The 20,315-nt window shown below is 34.6% G+C and carries 23 protein-coding genes; 6 read left to right on the top strand and 17 right to left on the bottom strand.

The window, feature by feature from the left end; all coding sequences use genetic code 11:
• The first annotated feature begins 164 nt into the window (after positions 1–164).
• On the top strand, positions 165–1,247 hold the full coding sequence (locus ABH957_RS23690; RefSeq protein WP_002087965.1) for a chitinase: 1,083 nt from the start codon (positions 165–167) through the stop codon (positions 1,245–1,247).
• 54 nt (positions 1,248–1,301) lie between these two features.
• Here ABH957_RS23690 and ABH957_RS23685 read toward each other — a convergent pair whose 3' ends face one another.
• Both ABH957_RS23685 and ABH957_RS23680 read right to left on the bottom strand, forming a co-directional pair.
• On the bottom strand, positions 1,302–2,513 hold the full coding sequence (locus ABH957_RS23685; protein ID WP_002167780.1) for a M20 metallopeptidase family protein: 1,212 nt from the start codon (positions 2,511–2,513) through the stop codon (positions 1,302–1,304).
• A gap of 124 nt (positions 2,514–2,637) precedes the next feature.
• The gene (locus tag ABH957_RS23680; protein WP_002087972.1) at positions 2,638–3,531 is read right to left on the bottom strand and encodes a metallophosphoesterase; all 894 of its coding nucleotides are present in this window, start codon (positions 3,529–3,531) and stop codon (positions 2,638–2,640) included.
• A 196-nt stretch (positions 3,532–3,727) separates the two neighbouring features.
• On the opposite strand from ABH957_RS23680, the gene ABH957_RS23675 reads away from it, so the two are divergent.
• Both ABH957_RS23675 and ABH957_RS23670 read left to right on the top strand, forming a co-directional pair.
• Positions 3,728–4,543 carry a formate/nitrite transporter family protein gene (locus tag ABH957_RS23675; RefSeq protein ID WP_404512334.1) on the top strand — a complete coding sequence of 272 codons (816 nt, stop codon included), beginning with the start codon at positions 3,728–3,730 and terminating at the stop codon, positions 4,541–4,543.
• Positions 4,544–4,683: 140 nt separating this feature from the next.
• Positions 4,684–4,956 (top strand): HU family DNA-binding protein, encoded by a 273-nt coding sequence (locus ABH957_RS23670; RefSeq protein WP_002033657.1) that lies wholly within the window; start codon positions 4,684–4,686, stop codon positions 4,954–4,956.
• Positions 4,957–4,975: 19 nt separating this feature from the next.
• On the opposite strand, the gene ABH957_RS23665 is transcribed toward ABH957_RS23670, so the two are convergent.
• The 15 genes from ABH957_RS23665 to ABH957_RS23595 form a co-directional block, all read right to left on the bottom strand.
• Positions 4,976–5,455, bottom strand: a complete 480-nt coding sequence (locus ABH957_RS23665; RefSeq protein WP_002033656.1) for a GNAT family N-acetyltransferase — start codon at positions 5,453–5,455, stop codon at positions 4,976–4,978.
• A gap of 219 nt (positions 5,456–5,674) precedes the next feature.
• Complete coding sequence (locus tag ABH957_RS23660) at positions 5,675–8,095, bottom strand: heavy metal translocating P-type ATPase (protein WP_404491769.1); 2,421 nt, start codon at positions 8,093–8,095, stop codon at positions 5,675–5,677.
• 95 nt (positions 8,096–8,190) lie between these two features.
• Positions 8,191–8,397 (bottom strand): copper chaperone CopZ, encoded by a 207-nt coding sequence (gene copZ / locus ABH957_RS23655; RefSeq protein WP_002066751.1) that lies wholly within the window; start codon positions 8,395–8,397, stop codon positions 8,191–8,193.
• Positions 8,398–8,592: 195 nt separating this feature from the next.
• Entirely contained in the window at positions 8,593–8,895 is a 303-nt protein-coding gene (locus ABH957_RS23650) for a metal-sensing transcriptional repressor (protein WP_002014668.1), read from the bottom strand.
• A gap of 387 nt (positions 8,896–9,282) precedes the next feature.
• On the bottom strand, positions 9,283–9,510 hold the full coding sequence (locus ABH957_RS23645) for a hypothetical protein (RefSeq protein ID WP_000849103.1): 228 nt from the start codon (positions 9,508–9,510) through the stop codon (positions 9,283–9,285).
• Positions 9,511–9,771: 261 nt separating this feature from the next.
• The gene (locus ABH957_RS23640; RefSeq protein ID WP_404491770.1) at positions 9,772–10,719 is read right to left on the bottom strand and encodes a cation diffusion facilitator family transporter; all 948 of its coding nucleotides are present in this window, start codon (positions 10,717–10,719) and stop codon (positions 9,772–9,774) included.
• 54 nt (positions 10,720–10,773) lie between these two features.
• A complete protein-coding gene (locus ABH957_RS23635; RefSeq protein ID WP_219375941.1) occupies positions 10,774–11,007 on the bottom strand; it encodes a ferredoxin in 234 nt (77 codons plus the stop codon).
• A 55-nt stretch (positions 11,008–11,062) separates the two neighbouring features.
• Positions 11,063–11,770 (bottom strand): 2,3-diphosphoglycerate-dependent phosphoglycerate mutase, encoded by a 708-nt coding sequence (gene gpmA / locus ABH957_RS23630; RefSeq protein WP_404448065.1) that lies wholly within the window; start codon positions 11,768–11,770, stop codon positions 11,063–11,065.
• Between the two features lie 66 nt (positions 11,771–11,836).
• The gene (locus ABH957_RS23625) at positions 11,837–12,211 is read right to left on the bottom strand and encodes an ArsR/SmtB family transcription factor (RefSeq protein ID WP_404512332.1); all 375 of its coding nucleotides are present in this window, start codon (positions 12,209–12,211) and stop codon (positions 11,837–11,839) included.
• Positions 12,212–12,382: 171 nt separating this feature from the next.
• Complete coding sequence (locus ABH957_RS23620) at positions 12,383–13,201, bottom strand: alpha/beta hydrolase (protein WP_404448059.1); 819 nt, start codon at positions 13,199–13,201, stop codon at positions 12,383–12,385.
• A gap of 15 nt (positions 13,202–13,216) precedes the next feature.
• On the bottom strand, positions 13,217–14,035 hold the full coding sequence (locus tag ABH957_RS23615; protein WP_219303370.1) for an ABC transporter ATP-binding protein: 819 nt from the start codon (positions 14,033–14,035) through the stop codon (positions 13,217–13,219).
• A 15-nt stretch (positions 14,036–14,050) separates the two neighbouring features.
• Positions 14,051–15,073, bottom strand: a complete 1,023-nt coding sequence (locus ABH957_RS23610; RefSeq protein ID WP_002087982.1) for a FecCD family ABC transporter permease — start codon at positions 15,071–15,073, stop codon at positions 14,051–14,053.
• Entirely contained in the window at positions 15,066–16,073 is a 1,008-nt protein-coding gene (locus ABH957_RS23605; protein WP_002066739.1) for a FecCD family ABC transporter permease, read from the bottom strand. Before ABH957_RS23605 ends, ABH957_RS23610 begins: the two co-directional genes overlap by 8 nt.
• A 27-nt stretch (positions 16,074–16,100) precedes the next feature.
• Positions 16,101–17,066, bottom strand: coding sequence for an iron-hydroxamate ABC transporter substrate-binding protein (locus tag ABH957_RS23600; RefSeq protein WP_002087985.1), 966 nt, complete (start codon positions 17,064–17,066; stop codon positions 16,101–16,103).
• A 309-nt stretch (positions 17,067–17,375) separates the two neighbouring features.
• Positions 17,376–18,134, bottom strand: coding sequence for an exodeoxyribonuclease III (locus ABH957_RS23595; protein ID WP_404512330.1), 759 nt, complete (start codon positions 18,132–18,134; stop codon positions 17,376–17,378).
• A 154-nt stretch (positions 18,135–18,288) separates the two neighbouring features.
• Between ABH957_RS23595 and ABH957_RS23590 the strand changes: the two genes are divergently transcribed.
• The 3 genes from ABH957_RS23590 to ABH957_RS23580 are packed head-to-tail and all read left to right on the top strand — an operon-like array spanning position 18,289 to position 20,304.
• Complete coding sequence (locus ABH957_RS23590; RefSeq protein ID WP_002014656.1) at positions 18,289–18,861, top strand: bifunctional transcriptional activator/DNA repair enzyme AdaA; 573 nt, start codon at positions 18,289–18,291, stop codon at positions 18,859–18,861.
• A gap of 4 nt (positions 18,862–18,865) precedes the next feature.
• A complete protein-coding gene (locus ABH957_RS23585; protein WP_002014654.1) occupies positions 18,866–19,390 on the top strand; it encodes a methylated-DNA--[protein]-cysteine S-methyltransferase in 525 nt (174 codons plus the stop codon).
• 2 nt (positions 19,391–19,392) lie between these two features.
• The gene (locus tag ABH957_RS23580) at positions 19,393–20,304 is read left to right on the top strand and encodes a DNA-3-methyladenine glycosylase 2 (protein WP_002128661.1); all 912 of its coding nucleotides are present in this window, start codon (positions 19,393–19,395) and stop codon (positions 20,302–20,304) included.
• Positions 20,305–20,315 lie beyond the last annotated feature (11 nt).

The following is a 20,315-nucleotide window of genomic DNA, read 5'->3' as shown; positions in this document are numbered from 1 at the left end:
AATCGTAATTCGACCTCCTTCAAAAATTATTTCATTAGGTTTAATAATTTCCCATACACAATTGTTGAGAAAATTATAGTCACCTTACAAAAGAATGAATTTTCAGATATCATTAAATAAACAAGATTATACATCTAGACAACTTTTTGTATAGGAGTGTTGATATGTTAAACAAGTTTAAATTCATTTGTTGTACTTTAGTAATTTTCTTACTGCTACCGCTAGCTCCCTTTCAAGCACAAGCAGCAAACAATTTAGGGTCAAAATTACTCGTTGGATATTGGCATAACTTTGATAACGGTACTGGCATTATTAAATTAAAAGATGTTTCACCAAAATGGGATGTAATAAATGTATCTTTCGGTGAAACTGGTGGTGATCGTTCCACTGTTGAATTTTCCCCTGTGTATGGTACAGATGCAGAATTCAAATCTGATATTTCCTATTTAAAAAGTAAAGGAAAAAAAGTAGTTCTTTCAATAGGTGGACAAAATGGGGTCGTTTTACTTCCTGACAATGCTGCTAAACAACGTTTTATTAATTCCATACAATCTCTAATCGATAAATACGGTTTTGATGGAATAGATATTGACCTTGAATCAGGTATTTACTTAAACGGTAATGACACTAATTTTAAAAACCCAACAACTCCTCAAATCGTGAATCTTATCTCAGCAATTCGAACGATTTCAGACCATTACGGTCCAGATTTCCTATTAAGCATGGCTCCTGAAACAGCTTATGTTCAAGGCGGCTATAGCGCATATGGAAGCATCTGGGGTGCATATTTACCGATTATTTACGGAGTGAAAGACAAACTAACATACATTCACGTTCAACACTACAACGCTGGTAGCGGGATTGGAATGGACGGTAATAACTACAATCAAGGTACTGCAGACTACGAAGTCGCTATGGCAGATATGCTCTTACATGGTTTTCCTGTAGGTGGTAATGCAAATAACATTTTCCCGCCCCTTCGTTCGGATCAAGTCATGATTGGACTTCCTGCAGCACCAGCGGCCGCTCCAAGTGGCGGATATATTTCTCCAACTGAAATGAAAAAAGCTTTAGATTATATCATTAAAGGAATTCCTTTCGGAGGAAAGTATAAACTTTCAAATCAGAGTGGCTATCCTGCATTCCGTGGCCTAATGTCTTGGTCTATTAATTGGGATGCAAAAAACAACTTTGAATTCTCTAATAACTATAGAACATATTTTGATAGTCTTTCCTTGCAAAAATAATAAAAAACAACAATAGGTTTTATATGACCTATTGTTGTTTTTTATTTATGTAAATTACTTTTTCACTTCTACATGATGAAGAAATTCTTTTCCATCTCTTGAATAACTATTCACAAGACTTAAAAGCAACTTCCCACCAACCAACATCGCACGTTCATCAAAATCGAATTGAGGATGATGGTGTGGATATGTTGCCCCTATTTCTTCATTACCGGCACCTGTGAAGAAAAATGCTCCTGGAACATGTTCTAAGTAGTATGCAAAATCTTCTCCGCCCATAATAGGTGGTACTTCCATGACCCTTTCTTTGCCAAGATCGTGTTCCGCAACCGTCATAAAATGACGTGTTTCAGCTACATGATTTATTAATATTGGATAGCCTCGTTTATATTGAATATTAACTTCAGCATGAAGGGACTGACAAATCCCCTCAACAACTCGTCTAAATTCCTTCTCCATATATTCTCTCACTTCAGGATCTAACGTTCGAATGGTTCCTGTAAACGTAGCAGTATCCGCAATAATATTATCGGCTTGCCCGGCATGGAATGTACCAACTGTTAAAACTGCTGATTGAAGTGGATCGACTTTTCTACTCACTAAAAGTTGCAACTGATTAATAACTTGTGTTGCAACGATAATAGCATCTACAGTATGATGTGGCATACCGCCGTGACCACCTCGCCCTTGAATCTTCACTTCAAAAGTATCAGCTGCCGCCATCATTGCTCCAGCTTTCGTTCCAACAATTCCTAAAGGCATCTGAGAAGATAAATGTGTACCAAAAACAACATCTACTCCTTCTAAACAACCATCCTCAATCATGGCAATTGCTCCGCCAGGCTCTTTCTCTTCTGCATGTTGATGAATAAGGACTATTTTTCCTGAAAGTTGGTCTCTGTTATCACTTAATATTTTTGCAACTCCTAAAAGTGTTGCTGTATGTCCATCATGGCCACAAGCGTGCATTACACCAGGAACCTTTGATTTATATGAAACTTTCTTTTCATCTTGAATAGGTAGTGCATCAAAATCAGCACGTAGCGCCATCGTCTTCCCAGGTATTCCACCTTCAATTACGCCGATTACCCCTCTTCCCCCGACATCTGTTTTCACATCAATATGAAAACTTTTTAAAATTTCAGCTATTTTTTTCGGTGTTTCTATTTCTTGAAACGATAGCTCTGGGTATTGATGAAAATCTCTTCGCCACGAAACCATTTGATTATATAAACTTTCCAATTCTTTATGCCATGTTTCTATCATAGAAATTCCCCTTTCTTTTTAACAGTTTAAATAAAAAATACATAATATTCTGTATTTAATCAATAAAAAAAGAGAACTTTCTTTAAAAGTACTCTTAATTCTTCAAAATATTAAACGTTCTACTTCAGTCACTACTTTGCTTCAATACAAATAGTGAAAGTTCCGGTACACTCAAAAATCTAACAGGCATTCGGGTTGTCCCAATACCACGATTTACGTATAAATGTAACAGCTTACTCTTCCCTTCTAATTCATACATACCTTCAACATGACTCTCAGCTAGTTTTGTAGTAATTAAAGGACCTACAAAAGGAATTTGAACTTGTCCTCCGTGACTATGTCCTGACATTTGAAAATCGACTGGATAACGAGATACTTTATCTACAACATCCGGCTCATGTATTAATAGCATATTGAAATCTTGTTGTCTTAAGTTTTTTAAAGTCGAGTCTATTTGTGGCTTCCCTAATAAAAAATCATCCAAACCTGATATTGTAATATACTTGCCGTTTTCCCCTTTAATTTTCTGCACTTCATTTACTAACACAGAAAAACCAGCTTCCTCCATATACTTTTTGTAAAATAAACTACCGCCCCCACCTCTATCATGATTCCCAAACACAGCATATTTTCCTAGGGGAGCTTTAATTTTCTGCAAAATAACCTTTGCTTCTTCTCTTTCCGCACTATAGGATCCAAACTTATCTATTAAATCTCCTGTAAAAACTACTATATCTGGATGTAATTCATTCATCTTCTCCACCAAATTTTCTAGTTGTTTCAATGTAAAATCTGGTCCTAAATGTAAATCTGAGAACTGCAATATTTTTTTATTATTAAACTCTTTAGGAATTGTAGGAGCTTCTATTTCATTCCACGTAACTGTTACTAGTCTTCTTTCTATTTCAGTCGCATAGAAATACAAACTTACTGGTATCATTAATATACTTATGAAACTAATAATAAATATCTTTACGATTGATTTTTTTCGTTCTTTTTTTACATGATGCGTATTCATGTTTTCACCTCTAAAATCACTTTAAATCCTTATTGTTACATTAATGTGACAACATGAACAATGTTCGTTACATCCAATTTCAGCCCCACTCACTTTGACAAATTTATACAGAAATCATATCATATTTTTATCATACATAGATTCTTTAAAATGTTTCTTCTATTCATTCCATCATTCTATTAAGGAGAGGTTATTCATGTCTGTATTTACACCAGAAGAAATTACGGAACTTGCTGCTAATTCTGGAAGAAAAAAAGCTCATTTATCATTGCTCCCTATGCTAATTCTCGGTTTTTTTGGTGGTGCTTTCATAGCATTAGGATATTTACTTGATATCCATGTTATCGGAACAATGCCAAAATCTTGGGGATCATTTACTAGCTTTTTAGGTGCTGCCGTATTCCCTATCGGTCTTATACTCGTTATCCTTGCAGGCGGTGAATTAGTAACTGGCAACATGATGACCGTTTCAATGGCATGGCTTCACAAAAAAATCGACTTATTTCACTTCATACGAAATTTAGTTATTGTTACGTTTAGCAACTTCATAGGTGCTATATTCGTCGCTTATTTTTTTGGTCATATCGTCGGCTTAACGGAGGGAGCTTTTTTAGCAAAAACAGTTTCTATTGCACAAGCTAAACTACAAGATACACCACTGCAAGCCTTCATTTCTGCAATCGGGGGTAATTGGCTCGTTTGTTTAACTGTTTGGCTCAGTATGGGAAGTAAAGAATTTATCGGAAAGATTGTCGGTATTTGGTTCCCTGTTATGACTTTTGTTGCGATTGGATTTCAACACGTTGTAGCCAATATGTTTGTCATCCCAGCTGCAATTTTTTCTGGTCATTTAACTTGGGTTGAATATTTTCCAAACTTCATTTTTGTTTTCTTCGGAAACTTAGTAGGGGGTATGTTATTTGTAGCATTACCTTATTTCATATCTTATAATAAGAAACTACCTTCCAATAAAGAGCAAACTGCATTAAAGAAAAAATCTGTATCCGCTTAAATTGAATGTCTATAAATTGGTCCTAAAAAATATTACAAATTTCATTTTTTTTACGAATATATGTGCGTACACTTGTTCTCGAATGTTTTATACGTTATAATAACAACTTAAATAGCATTATTTACATATGAGGTGAAAACATGAATAAAACAGAATTAATCAAAAACGTAGCACAAAACGCTGAGATTTCTCAAAAAGAAGCTACTGTAGTTTTACAAACTGTAGTAGAATCAATCACTAACTCTTTAGCTGCTGGCGAAAAAGTACAACTTATCGGATTCGGTACATTCGAAGTTCGTGAAAGAGCTGCTCGTACAGGCCGTAACCCACAAACGGGTGAAGAAATGCAAATCGCAGCTTCTAAAGTACCTGCTTTTAAAGCTGGTAAAGAACTAAAAGAAGCTGTAAAATAATGAAAAATAGCCTTCTCATTTATGAGAAGGCTATTTTTTTCATGACATAATTAATAAAAATTTGACCATTATGCTGCTTATTTTGTTCCTTTATGCAAATAAAACCTTTGCTTTCAAAGAAAGGTTTTGCTGTAATACTCGCCTCTGTATATATATCCCTATGCTGCAAGTTCACTGCTTCTTTTTCTAACTTCTGTAGTATGTATGATGCTATCCTTTTTCCTTGATAATCTTTATGCGTAAATAAGCGATCTACGTAATGATCATCATTATAATCCCCAAATCCCACTATCACACCTTTATAATCAGCAACGTAACAAATATTCTTTTCTAAAGACTGTAGCCATCTCTCTCTATCTAGTCGCTCTGGGGCCCACGCCTGTAGCTGTAACTCGTTATAATCTTTTGCATTCACCGTATGAACCGTTTCATAGAACAATTGTAATACTTGCTCTAAATCCTCCTTCTGGAATGTTCTAATTTTAATATCTTTAAACATATGTAAAACTCCTTATCAAACTAACTCTTTTATTTCGGTTATCCGGATAATTATTTCGTGTTTATTTTCGAAACAGTTTCTTCCACTATATATGATTCTACTTCTGCTCTTTCTAAATTATTTCGACTTTTCCTTCTAAGCGAACAATAAACAATACTTATACAAAGTATTGTTTATTGTTAACAAAGCATATTAAATTCGCTTTATAGCTGAAAGTGTTTAAGATTTCAATTTAACTCTTTGCAATCTTAATGCATTTAATACGACTGATACAGAACTAAACGCCATCGCTGCACCTGCAACCCAAGGAGCTAAGAAACCCAGCGCCGCAATCGGAATTCCTAGGCCGTTATAAGCTAACGCCCAGAATAGATTTTGCTTAATATTTCTAATCGTCATTTTACTCATGAAAATTGCATCAGCAATACTATTTAAATCACCACGGATTAACGTAATATCCGCTGCTTCCATCGCTACATCTGTTCCTGTTCCAATTGCCATTCCAATGTCCGCTGTAGCAAGAGCAGGAGCATCATTAATTCCATCTCCAACCATAGCCACTTTCTTACCACTAGCTTGAAGTTTCTTCACTTCTTCTGCTTTTCCTTCTGGTAATACTTCTGCAATTACGTGATCAATACCAACTTGCTTAGCGATTGCCTGAGCAGTTTGTGTATTATCTCCTGTAATCATAACAACGTCTAGACCCATTTTCTTAAGTCTTGCGATAGCTGCTTTTGAAGTATCTTTTACAGTATCTGCAACGGCGACTATACCAGCATATTCTTTATTGATCGCAATAAGCATTGCTGTTTTTCCTTCTCGTTCTAGCTCTTCCATCGATTTAGAAACTTCTTCAATACCAATATCGAATTTCTTCATTAATCGACGTGTACCAATTAATAATTGTTTCCCTTCTACAACTGATTCGATACCGAATCCCGGAATTGCTTCAAACGTTTCTGAACTTGGGATATCAATTTTCTTTTCTTTAATTCCTTCTACAATCGCTTCTGCAAGTGGATGTTCAGAATTTTTTTCTGCCGCACCTACTAAACGTAGTATTTCTTCTTCATGGAATCCATCTGCTACAATTACATCTGTTAACACAGGCTTCCCATTTGTCACAGTACCTGTTTTATCTAGAATAACTGTATCTAATCGGTGCGTCGCTTCTAAATGCTCTCCGCCTTTAAATAAAATACCGTATTCAGCTGATCTTCCTGATCCCGCCATAATAGATGTAGGTGTCGCAAGACCTAATGCACATGGACAAGCGATAACAAGTACTGCTATCATTTTCTCAAGTGCTCCACCAAAATCACCAGGCGTAACAAATATCATCCACACCGCAAATGTGATAATAGCAATCACAACTACAACAGGTACGAAAATACCCGAAATTTGATCAGCTACCCTTTGAATAGGAGCTTTCGACCCTTGAGCCTCTTCCACTACTTTAATAATTTGAGCTAATGCAGTGTCTCTTCCTACTTTAGTTGCCTTAACTTTTAAAAATCCATTTTTATTCATTGTAGAACCGATTACTACATCTCCAATTGTTTTATCAACCGGAATACTCTCGCCTGTTAACATCGATTCATCTATTGCTGACTTTCCTTCTACAATTTCCCCGTCTACCGGGATTTTTTCCCCTGGTTTCACATAAACGATATCACCGGCTACCACTTCTTCGATTAAAATTTTTATTTCTGTTCCATCTCGTACAACAGTAGCGGTTTTCGCCTGTAGTCCCATTAATTTTTTAATTGCTTCTGACGAGCGTCCTTTTGCTTTCGCCTCAAATAATTTACCTAAAATAATTAATGTAATAAGTACTGCACTCGTTTCAAAATACAAGTCTGTCATATGTTCCGAAGAACCAATCGACCTAATACTTAAATACACACTGTAGAAATATGCTGCAGACGTTCCAAGTGCAACGAGAACATCCATATTGGCGCTTTTATTACGTAACGCTTTATAAGCTCCAACATAAAACTGCCCACCAATGATAAACTGAACTGGAGTTGCAAGAGCTAGCTGCACCCAAGAGTTCATAAGCATATCAGGTAAATAAATAAAAGATGTAAATGAAAAATGACTCACCATTGCCCACAATAACGGAAATGATAAAATAAACGAAAAAATAAACTTCTTCTTTTGTCGCTCAATTTCTTTTAAGCGGTGATCTGTTGATGAATCTTGCTCATCTGATTTTACTTCTAATTTATATCCTAACTTTGTAATCGCGCTCTTCATTTCATTTACATTAATTTCATCAGGATTAAAGTCAACTGTAGCCGATTCTAAAGCAAAATTTACTGTTGCTTTATTCACACCTTCTAGCTTATTCAAACGTTTTTCTACTCTATTCGCACATGCTGCACATGTCATTCCCGAAACAGTAAACTCAGCTTTATCACTTACAATTCCATATCCTAACGATTCAACTTTTTCTTTAAATTGTTGCGGATTAGTTTTAGTTGGATCGTATATAATTTTTGTTTTTTCAAGTGCAAAATTTACATTTGCATCTTGAACACCTTCTACTTTTTTAAGACCTTTTTCAATTCTATTTGCACATGCTGCACATGTCATTCCTGATATTTGAAGATTGGCCTCTTTTTGTTCATTCATGTCTCTCACCTCTATATACCCTTATAAGGTATAATTATTAGCAAAATAAATCGTACTTCGTTTAAAGTACGATTTATTTCCGTATCTAAAAATAATTATTGAACATCGTATCCTTGATCTTCAATTACAGCAACGATATCTTTTAACGTTACAACTGATGAGTCGATAGTAACTTCAACAGTTCCTTCTGATAATTGAACTTTCACTTGTTCAACACCGTTTAGTTCTTTCACGCTGCCTTCGATAGAATTTACACAATGTCCACAAGACATACCTTCAACTTGTAATGTTAACTGTTCCATTTAAAATCCTCCTCTTGTTTCTTCATTGTTTGTTAATCACAACTACATCTTACCATACCCCCCTAAGGTAATCAATGGTTTTGTATCATGATTTTAATTCTTTTCTAAAATCTTTATTTTTTTGCTCCAATTATGAATTTATATATCTTCTCCTATATAAACAAAAGCCAAGCTAGTCAAATACTAGCTTGGCTTTTATGCTTTTGAAAAACGTTCAAATACTGTCATTAATTCTTCAATTGCTTCGTCACCATTACCATTTTTAATAGCTCCTGAAACACAATGACTCGTATGATTTTTTAAGACACCCATTCCTACCTTTTTCATCGCTGCATTAATCGCAGAAATTTGAACTAAAATATCCACGCAATAACGATCATTTTCAATCATATTTTGAATACCACGGACTTGGCCTTCAATTCTCTTTAATCTATTTATAATTTGTTCTTTTTCTTTTTCTGATCTATGTGTTACTGATTCATGGTCCTTATGATCCATATTATCACCTTCTTAAAGTTTCTCTTCATCCAATAAAACAATTGCTTTTATGAGTATATCAATTATATCATCAAATATCTATGTATGATACCCCATATGAGTATATTTTCGCTTTATGATTATCCTTAACACATTATTAGCTTCTCAGTCTCAATTATTATGATACCCTTTCTTTTTTTCAAAAAAGCATTTCATCTCCCATCAAAACTCAATAAAGTGAAACTTTAATCACCCCTCACCAATCGAGCTTTTATGGGTAGCTAATGCGGGATAAAATGAAACAATAATAAGCGGGGATTGTCCATTCCCCACTTATTATTCGCCCACAAATATAAAAGCCTCAATCTTCTCACATTTAAATTGAGGCTTTTTTCTTCCTATATATAATTATTGCTGGTCACATACTTTTGTATCATTCACTACTGAAGTTCCTTCAACGGTTACCGTATGAAAACAGTCATTTACACGAACTGTCACAACATTATCTTGCCGATCAATGATATGATATTCATTAAAATTTTTATTCAGAGCACTGCGAATTTGTTCTCCTTCATAAATTGGAATGCCATGTGATAAAACCCAAATAAGCCCAGCGATAGCAAGAATAGTTTTCATACGATCTACCTCCTTGAGAATATAGTGAACTTTAAATCCGCGCTTTTTCAGCTTTACTAATCATAAATTGAATTAACCAAGCCCTTTTGGAAGTAAGTTCATTTCGTCTATTTTATGTTTATGCTAATTGTGACGGAATTGTGACAACTTTTTGTCTCTTTAGACGAAAAGTTGAAACAAAACGTTCAAAAAGGACAATTCTACTTATGTGAACAAAAAGGCTATGGAGAATTTCCTCCATAGCCTTTTTGTTCAATTTTATTAAATGACCATTTCACTATGCTTAATCTTAAGCGTTTCAATTTGAATTGTAGCGTGTTCAATATGGAACTCCTGTTTTAACATAGTAATAATATTTTGAAGCACTTCTTGATCGTCCTGTTTTTTATCAATCATTACATGGACACTTAATGCATCTAATCCTGATGTAATTGTCCAAATGTGGAGATCGTGTATATCACGTACACCCTCTACTTCTTTAATAGCTTGCTTAACTTGTTCTATCTTAATTGAAACAGGTGTACCCTCCATAAGTATATGAATGGAATGTTTTGTTACTCCCCATGCACTCTTTAAAATTAATAGCGCTACAATTACTGAGATAATTGGATCTGCAATATACCATGAAAATAAAGACATAAGTGCACCAGCTACTAACGCACCAACTGAACCTAAAGCATCTCCAAGAACATGTAAATATGCGCTACGTAAATTGACGTTATTTTTCACATCACCTTGTCTCATAAGAGCCCATGCACTAATTAAATTCGCTAGTAAACCAATTGATGCGATTAACATCATTGGACCACTTGCTACAGTTGGTGGTTCAAAAAAACGACCAATTGCTTCCCATACGATAAGCCCTGCTACAACAAATAATGTAATTCCATTAATTAATGCTGCTAATATTTCAAAACGATAATATCCATATGTTTTTGTAGAAGTAACCGTTCTAGCTGCAAGTCCTATTGCAATTAAACTTAATAATAATGAACTTGTATCACTTAACATATGTCCTGAATCAGATAATAAGGCCAAACTATTTGTAACTAGTCCTCCAAAAAATTCAAGGAACATAATAGTTGCTGTAATTACTAAAGCTGTAATTAACCCTTTTCTATTCCCTTTCCTGCTCTCCTCAAAATGATGATGTCCATGCGAATGCCCGTGAGTATGTCCATGATGTTGGTGACCTTGATGATGTCCCATATAAATTCCTCCTTTTAATTTTGTTTTGTCTTTAATAATTCCTCTATTGAATTTTCACTTATTTATAAATGGCTCTTTTCTTACCTGAATCGAACTTGTTGGACAGCCGTCACTTGCCGCCAACATTGCTTTCAAGAAAGTTTTTGGGATTCCCATTATTCCTTGATTATTATCTAATGCACTAAATGATTTCCCTCTTCCATCTAATTGATATATATCAGGTGCTATAGAAGTACATAATCCACATGACTCACAATTCTTTTTATTTACGACCGTATAATGTAACAATATAAATCACCTCCATTATAAATATACAATACATCGGTAGGGTATATTAAAGTGTTTATTTTATACAAATTTCCCTATTCAAATAATAATGGTCTATCGGTTTTAAATCGTTATCCAATTCATAAACCAATGGTGTTCCTGTTGGAATGTTTACATTCTCTATATCTTCATCTGAAATTTGATCTAAATGTTTTACTAAAGCACGTATTGTATTTCCATGTGCTGCAATAATTACTTGTTTACCAGCTTTTACATTAGGAGCTATCTCTTCATCCCAATATGAAACAACTCGTTTCTCTGTATCTTCTAGATCTTCTGTAAGAGGAAACTCATGATCTTTTAAATCTCTATATTTCGGATGTGCCGCTTCATATCTTTTGTCATCTTTTGTAAGTGATGGTGGGCGTACATTTGTTGAACGTCTCCATAAAGTTACTTGTTCATCACCATATTTTCTCGCTGTTTCTTCCTTGTTTAATCCTTGAAGCGCACCGTAATGACGCTCATTTAATTTCCATGTTTTATGAACAGGTATCCACATCAAATCCATTTCTTCGAGAGTAATCCATAAAGTACGCATCGCTCTTCTCAAAACAGATGTATATGCTATATCAAATGAGAAACCATTAGCTTTCAGCATTACTCCGGCTTCTCTTGCTTCTTCCAAACCTTTATTGGATAAATCAACATCCGTCCAACCTGTAAACCGATTTTCAACATTCCATTCACTTTGTCCGTGCCGTATTAAAACTAGCTTTACCATACTTATTATCTCCTCTCCTTTTAAAGTTGCATTTTCATAAAGAAGTATCTTTATGAAAATGCATGATTACATATCAAGTTCTTTCTTATTCAGTTCACTACTATGACTAAACGCTAATTCAATTAATCCATTTACGTGAGAATCATCTAATGAATAAAAAACAAGTTTCCCCTCTTTACGCTTTTTCGCTAATCCTATCGTTTGTAATAGCCTTAAGTGATGTGAAGCTGTTGCAATACTACTATGAATAATACTTGCGACATCACGTACGCAAAGCTCTTTTTCCGTATACAACGCATAAGCAATTTTCAAACGTGTTTCATCTGCAAGTGCCTTAAACATTTTCGCTACACTACTTATATTTTCTTTCTCTAACATATCACTTGCATGTTTTACGTTTTGCTCATCATGATAACAAAGTTCACAATGTTCTTCCTTCATATGTAACACCTCTTATTCAAATACATATTTGATTATGTATGTAGTATACCTTATAAACGATAAACATTCAAATGTTTATTTGAATGTTTATCGTTTATACCTTAAATATGTTTATACAACAAAAAGAATCCCACATACTATGGGATTCTTTTTGTGCTATTATCGATTATTCTACAACTGACTAATAAATCTTAACCCTTTACTTAAAGATGTCGGCACAACAGATGCATGATTCTCCCCTTCAGCTTCATAAAACATAAATCTAAACTGATCGTGTTTTACTTGGAGAAGGCGCTCTGATAATTCGTTTGCACCTACAACCATATGCTCTCGTTCCAATGACCCAACTGTAAGGAATACTCCCGTTTCAACCTTAGCATTGTTTAATTCATTTATAAGATTCTTTTCTTTTTCAAGCACGGATTGGTTATTCCACCAAATAGATGGACTACTTATAAAATAATTTTGAAAGGCATTTACGCTTGCGAATAGTATATGTAAAGCAAATAGACCACCTAAAGAATGTCCAAATAACGTTTGCTTTCCTTTATCAATCTCAAATTCCTTTTCAATTTGTGGTTTCAATTCTTCTTCAATAAAAGTAAAGAAGTTATGTGCTCCCCCTGTTTTAGGCCACGGTTTACCGTCCGGTTTTAACGGGGCATCTTTTGAAATTACGACAGGTGTAAGATCATAACATCTTTCTTCTCCTGAAAATGCGCCTTCAATTGGATAACCAATACCTACTATAATTGCTGGTGACACACCTGTTTTTTCTGCTCTTACCGATTGTATTTTAATAGCTTCATGGAACGTTTGGAAAAAGGCGTTCCCATCTAATACATATATAATAGGATAACCAGAATCCGGTGCTGGCTGCTTCGGTTTTGAAATATGAATTTGATACTCACGATTCTCTAATGTCGAATACATTTTCCACTGTTCGGTATTAGATACAATAATTTGTTGTTTTTCAATAGCAGTATTCATTATGCACATCCCCCCTTAACTCGTTACATACATCTCTACTTTTTCCTCTTGAAATACACTATCATAACCGAAGCAAACGGGAGCTCCGTTATATGGATCTATCATGACACGCGCATCGATATGAAATACCTCTTTTAGCACCTCGTTTGTAATAATTTCTATAGGACTACCAGTTGTAATAATGTTTCCTTCTTTCATTGCGATAATTTTATCTGAAAATCTAGCTGCGTGGTTAATATCATGTAATACCATTACGACCGTACAATTATGTTCTTTATTCAGTTTCTCAACGATTTGCAGTACATCTAATTGGTGTGACATATCAAGGTATGTCGTTGGCTCATCTAATAATAAAACTTCCGTCTCTTGCGCTAAGGCCATTGCTAGCCATACTTTTTGTCTTTGTCCACCTGATAAATTCGCAATTTGTCTCGTTCGAAACGCTGATGTTTTGGTAATATCTAATGCCCAATCAATCATTTCTTTATCTTTTGAAGTTAACTTATTCACGTTATTACGATGTGGATAACGCCCATAAGAAACCAACTCTTCTACCTTAATCTCTCCCGGGGCAATCGGATTTTGCGGAAGCAAAGCTAACTGTTTCGCGATTTCTTTCGTTGAAATCGTATTTAAATCTTGTCCTTGTAAATATACTTTACCGCTTTTTTGTTTTAAAATTCTTCCCATCGTTTTTAATAATGTCGATTTTCCGCATCCATTTGGACCTATAATTGTCGTTACTTTTCCCTTTTGTATTTCCACATTTAAATCGCGAAACACTGTAAGTTTTTCATAATTTGCTTCCAAGTTTTTTGCACTTAAAATATTCACTTGTATTTCCTCCTCTTACGCTTTCGCCTTATAAAGTAAATATAAGAAATACGGTACACCGACAATAGCAATAACAATCCCTACAGGCAATTCTGCAGGCATAAAAATTGTTTTTGCGATAAAATCTGAAGCAATTACAAGTAGCATCCCAATTACTCCGCATGTAGGAATTACATATTTATGTTGAATGCCAACAAGTCTTTTGGCTATATGTGGCGCCATTAGACCAATAAATCCAATACTTCCTGAAACAGCAACACATGCACTTACAAGTCCAATACTGCTTAATAATAGAATAGACTTCTCTCTTTCTACTGAAACACCTAGACTTGTAATACTCGTTTCTTCCAATTGAAATAAATCTAGCAAATAAGCTTTCTTTTTTATAATTGGAATTAATATAATAAGCCACGGCAACATTGCAATAATGTATTTCCAGTTTGCATTATATATGCTACCTGAAACCCAGACAGCTGCCATTTCAAAGTCAGTTGCTTTCATTTTCAATGATAAATACATAGAAAACGCTCCGAAACCTGACCCTATTGCGATCCCTGTTAGTAACAGACGCTGTGAATCTAACTTTCCATTTCGCCAAGAAAATATATAAATTAATATAGCCGCGCCTAACCCTCCAACTAAGCCAAACATCGGCATCATCATTATAGAAATCCAATCCGTACTCTTTATTTGTCCTTGGAAAAAGAACATAAAAATTACGATTGCAGTTCCTGCACCAGCATTTACTCCTAAAATACCCGGATCTGCTAAACCATTTCTCGTAATCCCTTGAATAACAGCGCCAGCTATCCCTAGACCTAATCCTACTAGGCCAGCAATTATGATTCGCGGCAGTCTAAAATCAAATATAACTAAATCATGTTCCGGGACTGGATCAATCCGAAAAATTGTTCGAAAGACGTCCATAATTGTAATATCAAATGTACCATTCGTTAAGCTAATATAAATGGTACATAAAATTAAAAGTATAATAGTACCCATAGTCATTACAAAACGCTGACTTGAGCCTTTAAGCATGTCTCTCTCCCCCTCTTGTACGAATTAAATAAAGGAAGAAAGGAATTCCAATTAGAGACGTAACAACGCCTATTGGTGTTTCAAATGGATAGTTTACAAATCTGCTTAACACATCACATAAAGCAAGAAACACACCACCAATTACTCCAGCACAAGGCACAATCCATTTATAATCTACACCGATTAAAAAGCGGGTAATATGAGGAATAATTAGTCCTACAAAACCTATTTTCCCTACTAAAGCAACTGCTGTGCCAGTCAGAAATACAACAGATAAAATTGCAGTCATTTTTATAATTTTCGTACGCTGTCCTAAATTAATAGACACTTCTTCTCCCAATGAAAGGATTGTAATAGATTTTGAAATAAGAAGTGCTAAAATAATACCAACTATACCAAAAGGAATTGCTAATTTAAGTATATTGGGATCTACTTGATCTAATTTCGCATTGTACCAAAAACTAATATTTTGAGAGACTTGAAAATAAGAAGCAATTGCGGCAGAAAGACTACTTAAAAATGTCCCTATCACGGTTCCTATAATTGCTAATCTTACAGGTGACAATCCGTTTCTAAGCAGTGAACCAAATCCAAAAACAATCCCCGCGCCTAATGCTGAACCCAGCATAGAACATAAAATCATGTTGACTGAAGACATTCCCGGAAGGAATACCATACACATTGTAATAACAAAAGCAGAACCATCCGTCACACCCATAATAGAAGGGGATGCAAGATAATTCCTTGTCATCCCCTGCATAAGTGCTCCTGATATGGCTAGAAAAGCTCCAACTAAAAGAGCTCCAATTACCCTTGGTAAACGAGATGTAACAATAATATTATGATTTACATTACTCGAATCAAAATGAAACAATGCATTCCACGTCGTTTCAAAATCGATATTTTTTGTCCCATATAAGATAGATAAAATAACAGTAAGTAAAATACATATGGGTGCTAAGCATAAAATTATCATTGGAAGTGAATTTATTTTCCGCATATCATTCAACGCACCTTACTAATTTTATTATTTAGTCAAATTTTTCACTGCTTCTTTTAAAAATACTGTTTTACTCCAAGCAGTACCACCTTGTGCAATAGGATCTACAGTATTTACAAATACTTTCTTCTCTTTTACAGCATTTACACTTTGCCAAATTGGATTACTTTCTATTTCTTCTAGTACTTTTGGTTTATTATTTTCACTTGCTTCATATTGTAAAAATACGTAATCTGGATTTATTTGAGCCAGTTGTTCTAAAGAGAGTTTCTCTTGCGCTTTTACATTTTTAAGTTGTTCTGGAGCAGTTAATCCAAGGTCTTTATAAATTACAGGGTTGAAGTATACTCCTTCTGGATAAACGAATAATGTATTCGCTCTTAATCTTATTACAAGTACCTTTTTATCTTTTAACTTATCTCCAATTTTTGCTTTCGCTTTTTCAGCGTCTGCTTTATAATCCTTAATAATTTTTTCTGCTTTGTCTTTTTTACCAGATAGTTCTCCCATTAATTTTAAGTTTTCTTCCCAATCTGTAGAAACATGTGATATTGGGATTGTTGGAGCTACCTTCGTAAATTTCTCAGCCGCTTCTGCTGGGAATTTCGTACTTGATGTAATAACATCAGGTTTTAATTGAAGTAATGTTTCAAAGTTGGGTTCCATTTTCTCACCGACAGATTTCGCACCTTCTAAATCTTTTGCAACGTTCCCTGGTAATTTCCCACCAACCGTAATTGCACCTACCGGTTTAATTCCAAGTACTGCCGCATCTTCCATTGACTCTAAACTAGCTGTCGCAATTTTATCTACTTTTGCTGGTACTGTATATTCTTTACCTAAATATGTAATCTTTCGCTTTTCGTCTTTTTTCGTTTCCGTAGCCTTTGTCTGTTGTTTTTGTTCCCCAGAAGTTTTGTCTGCACTATTACATGCTGCTAAACCAACACTTAAAACTGTAACCATCCCTAATGTAAATAACTTCTTGTTCATCTTTATATATCTCCTCTCGAAATCTTCAAATATATTATTTCAACAATGAAACTTAATTATATGAAACATAATCCTCATCTATATTTCACATCATTAATAAATCTACGTAAAATGGAGAGCCATTCTCGTTCACTTCCCCTAGTATTAAATTCTTTACAACCCTCATCCCACGATAATCACTACCAGTGATAATGATTATCGTTATTAAGTATATATTTAATATCAGATTATTTCAAGAATGATTTAAAAAATTTTAACAAACTGAACAAAAAAGAAGTATCTCCTTTTTTCAGGAAGATACTTCTTTTTTTAGAAATCTATATGTAATTCAACTGGACAATGGTCCGATCCCATCACTTCACTATTAATTTTCGCATCGGTAATTTTATGTTTTAGCCTTTCAGAAATCACAAAGTAGTCTAAACGCCAACCGATATTTTTCGCTCTTGCACCCATACGGTATGACCACCATGAGTACGCTCCTTCTTGATCGGGATAAAGATAGCGATACGTATCAATGAATCCCGCCTCTAAAACACATGTAAATTTCTCTCTTTCTTCATCCGAAAAACCAGGATTTTTCCGATTACTTTTCGGATTTTTTAAATCTACTTCTTTATGGGCAACATTTAAATCTCCACAAAAAATAACTGGTTTCTTTTCATCTAATCGCTTAATATAGGCCCTGAAATCATCTTCCCATTTCATTCTGTAATCTAAGCGTTCTAATCCACGTTTGGAGTTTGGTGTATATAACGTTATCATATAAAAATCTTCGAATTCTAACGTAATAACTCGTCCTTCTTGATCATGCTCTTCAATCCCTAAACCGTATGTAACAGAAAGCGGTTCTTTTTTCGTGAAAATAGCCGTTCCTGAGTAGCCTTTTTTCACAGCATAATTCCAGTATGTATAGTATCCCTCTGGATTTAAATCAATTTGCCCATCTTGTAATTTAATCTCTTGTAAACAAAATATATCAGCTTTTGATTCCTCAAGATATTCTAAAAATCCACCTTTTGCAATAACTGCTCGCAAACCATTTACATTCCATGAAATCAACTTCATCTATGTTCCTCCTCTTGATGTGCATTTTCAATTTTCATGCTAACACAAAATAGATACCCTATCATAGTTTCATCTTTGTAATCTTGCTCTTACATTCATAAATGCGTACATACGTACTTTATTCAGGTTATACTAATGCCAGAGGTGATGTTCTGTGCATAATGAAGAGTTCACAGTAACAAATGAGTATTGGCAAGCAATTATTCATAATGACTCCACATATGATGACAAATTCTTTTACGCTGTAAAATCAACCGGTATTTTTTGCCGACCATCATGTAAATCGAGAATACCGAATAAAAACAATGTACGTATTTTTCTTAAGGCAGAGCAAGCATTACATGAAAATTTTCGTCCGTGTAAACGTTGTAAACCAAACGGGCTAACTTTACCTAATGAAGAATGGGTAGAGCAAATTAAAGAATATATCCAAAAACATTATTGTGACGTGTTAACCCTCGACTTACTCGCAGAAATATGCCATGGTAGCCCTTATCATCTACAACGCACTTTCAAGAAAATTGTAGGGATTAGTCCAATAGAATATATACAGCAATTCAGAATTAAAAAAGCGACAGAATACCTTTCACATACAAATCAATCCATTATGGAAATTAGTACTGATGTCGGGATAGAAAATCCGGAGTATTTCGCGACTTTATTTAAAAAGAAGACAGGATTTACCCCTACTGAATATCGAAAAAAGAACGGAATAAAAGAGGTATGAAATAATGAAACCATATGAAAATAAAACTATATATTGGACATTGCTTATTCATAAACATTGGCGTATGCATATTGCAGCTACTTCAAATGGATTATGCTTCATCGGATCGCAAAATGAAACTTTTGAAGAACTAAATACGTGGGCTAGCAAAAAACTGCCACAACATACATTCATCCAAAATCCAGATTATCTGCAAACATACACAAAAGAACTTATCGAGTATTTGGAAACCAAACTAGAAACCTTTACAATTCCTATCGATGTTTACGGAACTGCATTTCAATTAGCTGTTTGGAATACAGTACGTGAAATTCCTTATGGGGAGACACATTCTTATTCAGAGATTGCGGAAAGAATTCAAAAACCTAACGCTGTACGTGCAGTTGGGACTGCCGTTGGGGCAAATCCTCTGCTTATCACTATTCCTTGTCACCGCGTTATTGGGAAAAATGGTAAACTTACCGGTTTTAGAGGTGGTTTAGAAATGAAAAAAGAATTGCTCAAATTAGAAGCGCTTCGGGAGGAGTAAATATGACAGAGGATTGTAATGAAATATTGTCTTTAGTCGTTCCAAAAGAATTTAGTTTTCAAGAAAACTTACGCTATCTATCGCGTTCTAAAAATGAATGTATGTTTCATATTGAAAACAATAAAATCTATAAAGTCATTCCTGTTCAAAACATAAATCCATTAATTGAAATTGGTTTGAATGCCGATAGTAATATTCAAATACGTTTTTTAGGAGAATCATATGTCTCTGAAAAATGGGCACACGATGCCGTATCTAACTATGTAAAAGAGTGGTTTGATTTAACTACTGATTTAGCTCCCTTCTATAAATTAGCTAAACACGACCCACTCCTTCAAAAACCCATTAAAGAATTTTACGGTCTTCGTACTTTGGGAATTCCGGATTTATTTGAAGCACTATGCTGGGGGATTCTAGGTCAACAAATCAACCTCACATATGCCTATACTCTAAAAAGAAGATTAGTCGAAAATTTTGGTGATTATGTAGATTGGAACGGTAGAAAACATTGGATATTCCCATCACCTGAAGTAATAGCAAATTTAGATGTAGAAGATCTCGCAACATTAAAAATGACTACAAGAAAGTGCGAATACTTAATTGACGTCGCGCAGCTCATTACAGAAGGTAAATTATCAAAAGAATCTCTATTACAAATACAAGATGTGAAGCAAGCTGAAAAACAATTAACTAGCATTCGCGGTATAGGGCCATGGACAGCTCACTATGTTTTGATGCGTTGTTTACGATTCCCTTCAGCTTTTCCAATTGATGATGTTGGTTTGCATAATGCAATTAAATTTATAACAGGTTCCGAAAAGAAACCGACTAAAAATGAAATAAAAGAATTTGCATCAAATTGGACAAATTGGGAGTCTTACGCGACTTTTTATTTGTGGCGGGTGCTATATTAAAAAAAAGCATT

It is taken from the genome of Bacillus sp. RC242 (assembly GCF_044908245.1).
Taxonomy (GTDB): domain Bacteria; phylum Bacillota; class Bacilli; order Bacillales; family Bacillaceae_G; genus Bacillus_A; species Bacillus_A mycoides.
Note: the sequence above shows the minus strand (reverse complement) of the source record. Positions and strands in the feature narration are given on the sequence as shown.